We start from the raw sequence: 11,558 nt of genomic DNA on the forward strand, positions 1-11,558 counted from the left end.
AATTATAGTTTTTAAGTAAAATATCCACTTTGAGCCGTTTTTTTAATTATTTATAACGTCTTCATGGAACGACTGATAGTAAAAAGGAAAGTGTATTAATGGATTCTTCCAACGTCATTATCCAGATTGATAAACAGAAGTACGATAATTTCATTAAAGAGAATTTGAGTAATGAAAATTATAAGATTTATGAAGATTCTCTCAACTATAGGAAAATAAGCGTCAGTGATGACGACTTGATCTTTGAATTCAATCGAAAATCAAACTTGTTGTTTTCCGTCGAGATTAATGATCTAAGTGGGAAGATTTTTATACCTTCCGAACCATTTAATAATGTTATGAACCGCTCTCAAGTACAATCTTTTTTTGGAGATCCTATTAACTCTTTACCACCTAGGAAAGCTCTCGGTATACAAACAGGTTGGATAGAACAATACAGTTGGTCTGATGAACAAAACTTATCAGTTTTAATTTATCATACTTATGAAAGTGAAGTGATTGACGGGTTAATCTTTATGCCGGCCTCTAAGGTTAGTTGGGGAGAGGAACGTTGAATAAATTTTATAGATCTATAGTCTTGAGCTATTGGGTTTGAAATGTTAATGGAAGCATTATTTTTATAGAGCGAATTGGCACATATACATATCAAGATTTTATAGTTGGAGAGCATTTAAAGGGTGATATTGAGCTTGACCAAGATGATATTGAGGAGTTTTCAGTGTCCATTTATAAATATGGCCTGACTCTCATCTTTTCCAAAAAAAGCTCACTTCTTGTATGTGTTGAAGTATTAAATATAGATACTATTTACAACATGCTTCCAAGTCCCCTAGAGGTTAGTATGGTTAGAAGTGATGTCCTAGAATTACTCGGCCTCCCTATTACCTCTAAACCGCCTAGAAAGATAATAAATATTTTTACCGGTGGTGTTGATCAATTTAATTATAATGGTCAAAGTTACCTAGGTATGTTAGTTTACTATCATTATGAAGGGTTAGATATCAAAACCATAAAATTTAAAGATAGTCATACAATATCTTGGGGTAGATTTTAGAATTTAAACGGCGGACTTTATTATGAATATGACTTTCAAAGATTGAATAATAGTGTAATTCTGTTAAGTAGAAAAATATTTACCGAACCGAGCATAATTGAGGTATTTATTATAAATCAGTTTCATAAGAGTACTGGGTGAGGTAAGGCTATGCCCAAAGAGATCCCAGATGAAGAGTGCGAGGCGCTGTATGATTAATTGCGCACCTACCTGAAGTTGAAGGTAGTCAATAAACAAATCAGAGGGATTCAAAAGAGCTGAGAAAAATATTACTCTAAAGCTCCAACAAAGAAGAGTTTACCGATGACCCAGATTATGCATTTATAATGGAAAAACTAAACGTTTTTATTGCACTCTGTGTAGATGTGGTAGAATTGAAAGCAACAAAAAGTAAAGAAGCATGTCCTCACAGGCTTAATATTACACGAACTAGGCACACTATTCGGAATAAATTATGCAAAATAATGGAACCTAGAATGTTAAAGGCAGGACCATGAGCAATTATTTTTTCGTAAACGGAAGCCAAATTACGTTAATCTATACAGTTCCTGAGGAATATGAATAAGTAGCATGCTGCGCAAGGTTCACTCTTCCATTAACCCCGTTCCAGGCGAAGGTAATAAATCTTATATTTCGTTTTATCAGTAAAGGTGCAGATGTAAATCTTGAAACAGGTACTGATGATGGAAGTATCTAAGAGCTTTTATCTCCTTTTGAAGTAACAAAGGCCATCAAACTGCGATTACTCAAAACTGGGCACGACAAGACGCACGTAGAGCTCAAAAACCAACAGGGGCGGGTGATGCCTTGTGAGTTGAAAGTACGTGTATTGAAGAGCGAAACGGGTCGAGCAGAAGCCTTTGTTGTTTCCTTTACCGATCTCACCATTGATATTGAATTGAAGCGTTTGAACTACCAAGCGAATCATGACCCGCTCACTGGGCTTGCGAACCGCTCTAAAGCAATGCGCCGTCTGCAAGAAAAGCACGATGTTGGTGCTTCTCAGCATATCTTGTATGTCGACTTAGATGGATTTAAAGCCGTGAATGACAAATATGGTCACGCGATAGGCGACCAACTGCTCAAAGTCGTTGCTCAACGATTGATGAACTGCGTCGCTCGCAGAGATTTAGTTTCGCGTTTGGCTGGTGACGAGTTTTTGATTGCTGTAAGGGATGCGACAAGTTGTGAGCCTATTGCACAACGCATCATAGAAAGTTTATCCAAGCCATTTCAGTTTGGTGACGTAACGTGTGACATCTCTGCCAGCATCGGCGTGAGTTATTGGTCGAGAGAAGACGGTTCGACATTGGATGAGAAAATCAATGAAGCCGATATGGCAATGTATCTAGCCAAGAATAACGGGAAAAATCAGTTTCATTGTCTTAATGAAATAGCATGTCTGGTTGAATAATCATCAAGGCCACACTTAACTAGTGTGGCCTTTTGTTCATCACAAGCTGGTGTCTAATTATACTTTTTTGTTTATTGTGACGCACGTTATGCTGTTTATTTGTTGTGCAAACAGTTTCGTTTTGATGATGAGATGGTCTACGCAAATGTGTTGTAGTCCAAGGTGGATAATTTTGTAAGAATGTCCTGACGAAATTGAATAAAGTCTTTTAATAACAGTAATATAAAAACATTTCTTAAACTGTCGAAGTTTGACATTTAAGCTGTGCAAATTAGTCTGACCTCCCAAGTTGTGGAAGTCGTTATGTTCAGCATTCTAAGAAAAACCGTTGTATTTTTTGCCGCATTCATCGGAATTGCGTCTTCAAACTATTCTCTCGCTGCGGAAGAACCAACTGATGCCGTTGTGGTTGGCGTGATCGCACAAATGTCCGATGACCCTAACGCCGGCATCAAGGTGAACGCCTTCTATGGTATTAACCTAGAGTACCTGACGAACATTGCGAAAGTTCTCAATCTCAAGCTTGTTCTACGCTCTTATGACAACATTCCCGATATCCTCAATGATATTGAAAGTGGCAAGATTGACGGGGCCGTTGGTTTTAGTAAAACCCCTGAGCGTGAAGCCCGATTCATTTTCTCTGAACCTTTCTTCTCTAGCACCGTCGCTGTTTGGTATCGCGAAAACAGTTACTACAAACGCGACCCTCGAGAACTGCAATGGGTATGCGTGGTAGGGACCGTATATTGTGAGTTCCTGAAAGACATGGGCGCAACCAAAGTTCGCGAAGTTCAAACACGTGCTAAAGCATTTGAAGAGGTGAGAACTGGCCGTGCAAATGCGCTGATCTCAACTTATGTCGCGATCAACCAATATCTAGATCAGAACGACATTGTGAATGGTTCGGTTGATATCCCAAGTTGGTTAAACGAGGAGGATGTGAGCTTTATTACCTCTAAGGAAAACCAAGCGCTTGTCGATAGAATCGACCGCATTCTAAGCTGGGAGCGCAATGGTAAAAACATTCGCTCTGTTGCATCGAAAAATCCTTATCACGTCAACGACAAGTTACTGGTGGAATATCGCCGTGATCTCAAGAACAAAGAGACCATCACTTACAGCAGTAGTGAAGAGGCGTTCCCGTTTCTGTTCAGAAATGCGCACACTGGTCGTTTAGATGGCTTCCTACCGGACTTTATTGACCTCATTCAATCTAGGACGGGACTTAAGTTTGAGTATTTAAAACCTAGCAGCAGCTTAAACAGTGGTTTGACTGCATTTAGCGCCGACATTGTTCCTGTCGCCTACGTAGATCATGCGCGTTCTTCAGGCTGGCTCATCACCAAACCTTTTATGCACAACAACTTTGTCGCGATTGAAGCGCTCGATGTAGACAGTCATCCGCCTCATGATGCGAAATCGGGCATATTAATGAGCCTAAAGAAGCAGGGGGTGGTGAATCTAGATTCATGGAAAGAAGAGCGTTTCACTCGCTATGACGATTTAAAGCAATTGCTGAGCGATTTGAAATCAGGGGAGATCGATGTCGCCTATGTCCCGGACGACATCGTTCACAGCATGATTGCGCAAGATAATATCGATGGGCTGCTTATCAGTGAAAAGGACGTCCTTACGCTTTCTATTGCTTTTGCTGTAGCAAACCACAACACCAAATTAAAGAAGATCCTCGACAGCATCATCGACACGATCGATGCCAAAGAGATAGACAAACTCAACCGTACATACCGTAATTTCAACTTGGTCTATGGATACGACGAAGAGCATATCTTTACCATCGTGCTGTTTGTCGCGGTGGTGTTCGTCATCTTGCTTGCCATTGTTTACTTCGTTCTGGCTCATCTTAAGTTAAAAGTGAACCTGGCTGAGCTCAACGCGACCAACGAAGAAAAAGAAAAACAGTGGCTGATGGAGATAATCCAAGAGATCAACAGCATTGTCTTTATCAACGGTGAAGATAATCAGATCCAAATGAGCAACTGTTCTTTGTACCGCAATAATCGCTGCAAAGGCTGTACGATTCAAAGCCGAAAAGGGGCGAAACCGCTGGTGGATAACGTACGCGAACTGCGCCAAGTGATTGCTGGAAAGCGTATATCGGATACGACGGCATCTAATGCTTGTAAGCTCGGTATTCAACATGTTTATCGAGAGCGCAAATCAATTCTTTCACCGAGCAGCAAGAAGAAGTTCGTTTTAACCGTTTTACAAGACATCACCGAGCAGAAAGAGCGAGAGTTTGCGCTCATTGATGCCCAAGAGAAGGCACAAACTGCGGTTCGTGCGCGAGAAAACTTTTTGGCGACAATGAGCCACGAACTGAGAACTCCCCTGTCTGCAGCACATGGCTTGTTGGACTTGTTGACCCGTCAGACGAATCGAGAGTCTAGTAAAGAACTCATCACCCAAGCGATACGTTCTCTCAATCACTTGAACCTACTTGTGGATGAGGTACTCGACTACTCCAAGCTTGAAGCGGGTCAATTAAAAGTCACGCCGACTAAAACCAATGTGGTGACCACACTCAGTGATGTTGTGCGTAGCTTCGAGCCAAAAGCCGTAAGCAAAGGTTTGGATTACCGTGTGACTTTCAAACCGTTTGTGAATCCTTGGTTGAAAGTTGATGCCGTGCGTTTGGTTCAGATCACCACAAACTTACTATCTAACGCGGTGAAATTTACCACCGATGGTGAGATCAGCGTTAGCGTAGCAATGAATGAAGGGCAGTTGATCCTGAAGATTGCAGACACAGGTATCGGCATGACGGAGACACAGCTTGATGGCATTCTTCAACCGTTCGTGCAAGCCGATGACACGATCACACGTAAGTACGGTGGCACTGGGCTGGGCTTGAGCATTGTTGACCGTCTTGTGGAATGCATGGGCGGGGATCTCTGTATCGATTCCCAATTCGGATTAGGCACTACAATGGTGGTGAAGCTACCCGTGATTTTCTGCGAAGCCGAACCACAAGCGGCCATTCGTTATACCTTCTCACCAACCTTACCTGCGAATGTGCGTGATTGGTGTGTAGTTTGGGGAATGGAGTCTACGGATGTAGCGCCATGCTTGACGGGTAAGTTTTCATCTCAAGGCAAATTCCAAGGTCTCAATTTGGTGTGTGGAGAAAACCGCGAATGTGAGCTTTCTCCTTCTGATGCCAAGTACCCCGACACACTTTTGGCGCTGTTAACACAAGATTGTTCATTGAAGCCAAAGCAAACTAAAAAACTTAGTGATGTTTATTGGAAGCACGGTTCGGTTTTGGTTGCAGAAGATAACCCGATTAACCAAAGCGTAATTACGATGCAACTGCGAGAGCTTGGCATCGAAGCTGTGATCGTCAGTAACGGGCTAGAAGCGTGGCAATACGTTAACCGTGACGATCAAGTGATCTTAGTGCTGACCGATTTCCATATGCCAGAGATGGATGGCTTTGAGCTAGTGAAGAAGCTTAAAGCAACACCTGAGCACGCTTCGGTCCCTGTGATTGGCGTGACAGCTGAGGATTCTCGCTTAGCCAATGAACGAGCCAAAAACATCGGGATTGATGACATCTTATACAAGCCGTATGACTTAGAAAAACTCAAGTCGAAGCTGCTGCCTTACCTTGGTCAAGAAAAAGAGGCGAAGTGGCCTGAGTGGATCGAGAAGTTCAGAAAGCAAGATGCGCAAGAGATTGCGAATGTGTTTAAGAGTTCGATGACACAAGACGTTTCCAACTTAAAACAAGCAGAAAGCAAGTTAGAGAAAAAACGCATTATCCACGGCATTAAAGGAGCACTCGGTGCCATTGGCGTTAGCATCTTAGCCGAACTGTGTGTTGAAGCAGAGCAGGCGAGCGACGCCGACTTTGAATCACATGTCACTGGCCTGATCGACCGAATCGAACAAGAAATCAACCTCGCAGAACATTGGATAAAAGCTCATGAATAAACTACTTAACGCGATGGTGATTGATGACCATCCACTGCAAATTACGCTGTTAAAGCAAATGTTGCTGCGTCACGACGTAGACGTTGCCTCATATGATGACGTCGATAAAGCCATTGCACACGCAAAGTTGACGAACATCGACATTATCTTTTGTGATCTGCAAATGCCAAACAAAGATGGCATCGACATGATGGAAATGCTTAACCAGATTGGTTATCGCGGCAAAGTCGTGCTGGTCAGTGCGATGGAGCTGACAATCGTCACAGCTGTGCGCGCTATGTGCGAGACGTTCAGTTTTGAAGTACTGGGTAAGTTACTTAAACCTTACGATGAAAGCCAAGTAGTCGAAATGCTGAGAAGAGCAGGGCTTGAACCGGTTAAAAATACACATTTCCAACAGGATATCTGCGTTCAAGACCAAGAGTTTTTGTTCGCATTGGCTGAGGGTAAAGTCAAAAACTATTACCAACCTTTAGCAGATGCCAACTCCGGAGAGATTATCGGTTATGAGGCGCTTGCTCGTTGGTTTCATCCGATTTATGGCGTGCTTGCACCGCATCATTTCCTTTCGATTGTCGAACGTTGTCACTTATCAGCAGAGTTATTTGATGCAGTGTTTAGTAACGCGTTATACGACATGAAAAATCGCGGGCTCAAGCAACATGTCTCGCTCAATGTTGATCATGACAACCTAGAAGATGCGGAATTTGCGAACCAATTTATTGCCCGTTGTCAGGAGTATGGCATCAGTCCAGACCGATTTACGATAGAAATAACAGAGCGAGACACATTTCAAACCAGTCCAGCGCTCTATAAGAACCTACTTAAATTTCGAATGAATGGAGTGACGATCAGTATTGATGATTTCGGTACCGGATCATCCTCGTTAGAAAAGCTTGCTCAACTGCCTTTCAACGAGCTGAAAATCGACCGTTCATTTGTTCAAGGGTTAGTGAATGACCCGAAAAAGAAAAACATAGTGTTAGCGATATGCGCACTAGCAAAAAGCTTAAACATTAGCGTCGTCGCAGAGGGGGTGGAAGACGAGGTGACGCTAGAGGCCATGCGCCAATATACCGTTGATGTGTGCCAAGGCTATTACATCGATAAACCTATGCCATTAGAAGCAATAACGATATTTAATTAAAAGGATGATGAATAAAATGAACTGCTTGATCTTTGATGATCACCCACTGGTTCGTATTGCAATTAAATCCTTGGTCGAAAGCCTAGGCATTGCAAATGAGGTTATGACGACAACAAGCTCAAAAGACGCACTAAAAACACTGAAAGAATCGGATATCGGTTTGCTCATTTTGGATGTCAATCTCGCGGACTGTGATGGGTACGATTTTTATAAGCGTATTAAATCTCACGGTTTTAGTGGCAAGGTCATCTTCTTCTCTGCTGAGACTAGCCACATGTATAGCTAGATGGCGTTTCGCTCGGGTGCTGATGGTTATGTGTGTAAGTCCGAAAACCATGAAATTTTGAAAGGTGCGATAGAAGCCGTAGCGAAAGGGTACTCGTTCTTCAAATTCAAACAAACGGTAGAAGAACACCGAAATGTGCCAATGTTATCCAGCCGTGAAAGCGCGGTAATGAAGTTACTACAGCAAGGAAAGAGTAACCGAGATATCGCGGATGTCCTGTCTACCAGCGACAAGACCGTTAGTACCTACAAGCGAGGCGTTCTGGATAAGTTCAACGTAAAAAACATTGTTGAACTGGCAAAAGTTGTGAGCACTTAACAGGAGAAAGGATGAATTCAAAAAAAACATCTATTTGTCTTTTTTCTTTGCCACGCTTTTGTTTACAACCTCAATGACCATGATTGGCGCTATGCTGATCTCTCATGAGGTGAAACAATTTAAGATCTACACTCAGGGAATTTCTAAGACCAAGCAGAAGGTAACCTTGCTTGGTCTGCTCATGGAATCTGAATTGGCTCGTTACGAGGGAAAAACGGCAAAGGAAATTGGAGAGCTTACGGAGTTTAGCTTCCAAGATGCAGTTTATGCGCTTGAAACAGGAAGTGAGCTTGATTATGTGGAATCAGTCGCGCGTAAAGTTTTACATGAAGCCGAAGGCTACCTATCAAACGTTTATGAACGAATTGACGTGGTGCTTTACTTTCGTTCCTATACCGCTAACAAGTTTATTCTTGAAAATCCAATCGAAGAGCTCGAGAACTTAGCAGCACCATTTGATGTTGATTGGTGTAAAGAAACTAACTCGTGCGTCTTGGCGGCATGGAAAGATCAATTAGCCGATCGGATTTTGATTTCACAGCCGTTTAAAACCACTTATTCGGACAGTAGGGCATTCAGTGTCATTAGCCCTGTGTATTACCAAGGACAGATTGTCGGAGAGTTTGGGGAACAGATATTTCTTGATTCTTTGAGAGCGGAGGGTAAAGCACTCACGGTAGACATTAATAATGGTAACAAACACGTTGTGGTCTATTTCCCGCATTACCCATGGCCAGATTTTGCTTACACGCAGACCTACGTTGCGGATAACAATAACCTCATCGTTTATAAGTATCCGTTTAGTAAAATACTGATCGATTTTGGGTTCTTGTACCTGATTATGTTCGCGGTGATATTTGGTTATTACTCCAAGGCGCAGGAATCTAAAGAGAGTAAGATTCAGCTAGCAAATGCAATTAGCGATGCAACCAAAGACGAGCTCCCCGAGTTGTTTAATCGTAAGGTCTTTAAAGAGCGGGCATTCAAGAACAAGATTAAGATGACCACTTTCACTGTCATTGCGATTGATGGCGACAGAGTAAAACGCATCAACGATAAATACGGCCACCATGTTGGTGACGAGGTCATCTCGATAATTGCGGATGCGATGAAAAAAGTCTTTAGAGCGACGGATTATCTGATTCGGACAGGTGGCGATGAGTTTATCGCGATTCTCCCTGGTTGCAGTGAAAGTAAGTCGCTAATGCTGGCCAAGATACTACGTTCAGTGGTGAAGGAGAACCGTTTAAAGAGCTTAGATATCGACGTTAGCGTAAGTACTGGTATTGCCATGAGCACCGAGCACGAGACCTTGAAAGATGTCATCATGCTTGCTGACGAAGATTTGTACGAGTGTAAGCGCAAGAGATGTTAAATTGAGACAGTGTCTTATGTCTGCAAATTGTAGTAAATGACTTAAATGTCAGTAAGTGGCGATGTGAGAGTTTGATAAACTTGACCAAAACGTGACTTTGGTCTTTTATAATAAAGCAGCATATGCAAAGGCTGCTTTATTTGTATTTGGCTGAAGGTAATTATAAAAATCACAATTTTAATCTTTGATTCTATTTGGTAACCGCGCTGTGAATAAAGATCTAGACCTAAATCTCCTCAAAATACTGGTGCTGCTAGAACGACATCGACAACTAAAGCCTGTTGCGAAAGCGTTGGGTAAAAGCGAAGCATCTATCAGTAAATATCTCACTCGTTTGCGAACACAACTGGAAGATGAGCTTTTCATTCGTCACGCTCATCACTTTGAACCGACAGATTATTTGAAACGAAAATTGCCAGAAATCACAGATGCCCTCGACCAGCTTGAGTCTTGTCTCGTAAGACGAGAGTTTGAGCCCCTGTCTTATGAAAAGAGCATCACTATTTGCTTACCGCAATCCGCGCAACAATCTTTTGGTCACTTGCTTTTACGTGACTTAATGGATTTGTTTCCAAATGCTTACGTTAATTTGGCAAGCAGCACCGATAATACGATTGACGATATTCTTGAAGACAAAGTAGACATGCAACTGCACTATTTTAATGAAGAATACCCAAAATCCATTCATCAACAGTTTATCGGTTACGCGCCAGCCGTTATTGTCGTGCCTGAAGAACTGGGCATTACCGATCTAGAAAAAGCGTGTGAGCTTAAGTTCATTCTGCTTGAGCTCGCAGGTTGGAAGGATAGGGAGCAAGTCACCAAGCGAGCGCTTGAGCAGGGCGGATTGAATATTGACCGGGTTGCGACTATTGGGAATATCACCAGCTTACTCCAGGTGATCAGAGCAAGGGCTGCAGCGACAATTTTGCTGGAGTATCAAAAACCGATTGATGGTTTTCATTTTATTCCTGTACCTGAAACCTTCTACCCTGAAGGGCGCCCAAAAGTGGTGGTACAAATGAAGCAAACTCATCGCTACAACTCAATGCACCAGCTATTAACTGATGCTATCGCGAGATACGTAATTACCTAACCAGACTACTTGGAAGCTAAACTAGCAACAAAGACTGCCACACTCTTCTTGAGGAAGGGTGTTGAGAAGTTCTACGACAGACTCAGCATGATACTTCTTCAAGATTCGAGTTTTGTACGTACTGATGGTCTTAGCACTCAGTGACAGTTGCTCAGAGATCTTCTTATTTGAGTAACCTTGGGCAAGGTAGTGGAACACCATTGCTTCACGATTAGATAAAGTGACGTTACCCGATGATTGGTTATGTGTCGCTTTAAACATCGAATATCCACGTGTCACACTGACGATGGCATCCATAATGGTGGCTTTCGCTTCATTCTTATTTAAAAAGCCGTGTGCGCCCATTTCAAATGCGGCTTTAGATAAACTTGAATAATCACGAGAAGAAATAAACAAGATTTTACCTTGATAGCCTGTCGCTAATATGTTCTTAGCCAAGCGCATGCCATCTCGGTCACCTAGTACGACGTCTAATATAACCAAATCTACAGGTTGGTTACGAATGATTTCCATAACTTCAGCGCTGTCTGTTGACTCCACGACGTTAACAGATTGGAAAGCGGTTTGAACAAGAGAAGCGAGTGCTTCGCTATATAACGGTTGGTCGTCGATAATAAGAACGTTATTCATATTTGTGCCTCGCCTTATATTTCAATTTACTTGCCGCTTCCTTTCAGCACTTATTTAATGAGGTAGGATTGTAGGAAAAATCCGTGAGGAGTGGGTGAAAATGACAATTTCATTATTTGAAAAGGTGCGTCTCGTATATGAGAAAGTGTCACGCTAAAAATAATAGAATCAATTAGATAGCGCGTGAGAGAATGACGGTCTTACATTGACGTATCAATCTTTGTTTTTCGTCGGGGAAAAAGCTGACATTATGAAATAAATTCAATGATAACAACTAGGTAGGG

7 protein-coding genes and 2 pseudogenes are annotated in these 11,558 nt (G+C 42.2%); 8 read left to right on the forward strand and 1 reads right to left on the reverse strand.

The window, feature by feature from the left end:
* Window positions 1–98: 98 nt before the first annotated feature.
* The 8 genes and pseudogenes from H735_RS16870 to H735_RS16905 all read left to right on the forward strand — a co-directional run bounded on the left by H735_RS16870 (window position 99) and on the right by H735_RS16905 (window position 10,644).
* Complete coding sequence (locus H735_RS16870; RefSeq protein WP_020196317.1) at window positions 99–554, forward strand: DUF6392 family protein; 456 nt, start codon at window positions 99–101, stop codon at window positions 552–554.
* 164 nt (window positions 555–718) lie between these two features.
* A complete protein-coding gene (locus tag H735_RS16875) occupies window positions 719–1,054 on the forward strand; it encodes a DUF6392 family protein (protein ID WP_020196316.1) in 336 nt (111 codons plus the stop codon).
* 697 nt (window positions 1,055–1,751) lie between these two features.
* Window positions 1,752–2,468, forward strand: a pseudogene (locus H735_RS16880) (diguanylate cyclase domain-containing protein); the annotation flags it as partial.
* 303 nt (window positions 2,469–2,771) lie between these two features.
* The gene (locus tag H735_RS16885; RefSeq protein ID WP_020196314.1) at window positions 2,772–6,422 is read left to right on the forward strand and encodes an ATP-binding protein; all 3,651 of its coding nucleotides are present in this window, start codon (window positions 2,772–2,774) and stop codon (window positions 6,420–6,422) included.
* On the forward strand, window positions 6,415–7,569 hold the full coding sequence (locus H735_RS16890) for an EAL domain-containing response regulator (protein WP_020196313.1): 1,155 nt from the start codon (window positions 6,415–6,417) through the stop codon (window positions 7,567–7,569). The genes H735_RS16885 and H735_RS16890 overlap by 8 nt, the downstream gene beginning before the upstream one ends.
* A gap of 4 nt (window positions 7,570–7,573) precedes the next feature.
* Window positions 7,574–8,173 (forward strand): annotated as a pseudogene (locus tag H735_RS16895) (response regulator).
* A 73-nt stretch (window positions 8,174–8,246) separates the two neighbouring features.
* Window positions 8,247–9,548, forward strand: a complete 1,302-nt coding sequence (locus tag H735_RS16900; RefSeq protein ID WP_051122834.1) for a GGDEF domain-containing protein — start codon at window positions 8,247–8,249, stop codon at window positions 9,546–9,548.
* A gap of 208 nt (window positions 9,549–9,756) precedes the next feature.
* A complete protein-coding gene (locus tag H735_RS16905; RefSeq protein ID WP_027726705.1) occupies window positions 9,757–10,644 on the forward strand; it encodes a LysR family transcriptional regulator in 888 nt (295 codons plus the stop codon).
* 21 nt (window positions 10,645–10,665) lie between these two features.
* Here H735_RS16905 and H735_RS16910 read toward each other — a convergent pair whose 3' ends face one another.
* A complete protein-coding gene (locus H735_RS16910) occupies window positions 10,666–11,274 on the reverse strand; it encodes a response regulator transcription factor (RefSeq protein ID WP_009705265.1) in 609 nt (202 codons plus the stop codon).
* Between the last annotated feature and the right edge of the window lie 284 nt (window positions 11,275–11,558).

The sequence above is a fragment of the Vibrio owensii CAIM 1854 = LMG 25443 genome (assembly GCF_000817815.1).
Lineage (GTDB): Bacteria > Pseudomonadota > Gammaproteobacteria > Enterobacterales > Vibrionaceae > Vibrio > Vibrio owensii.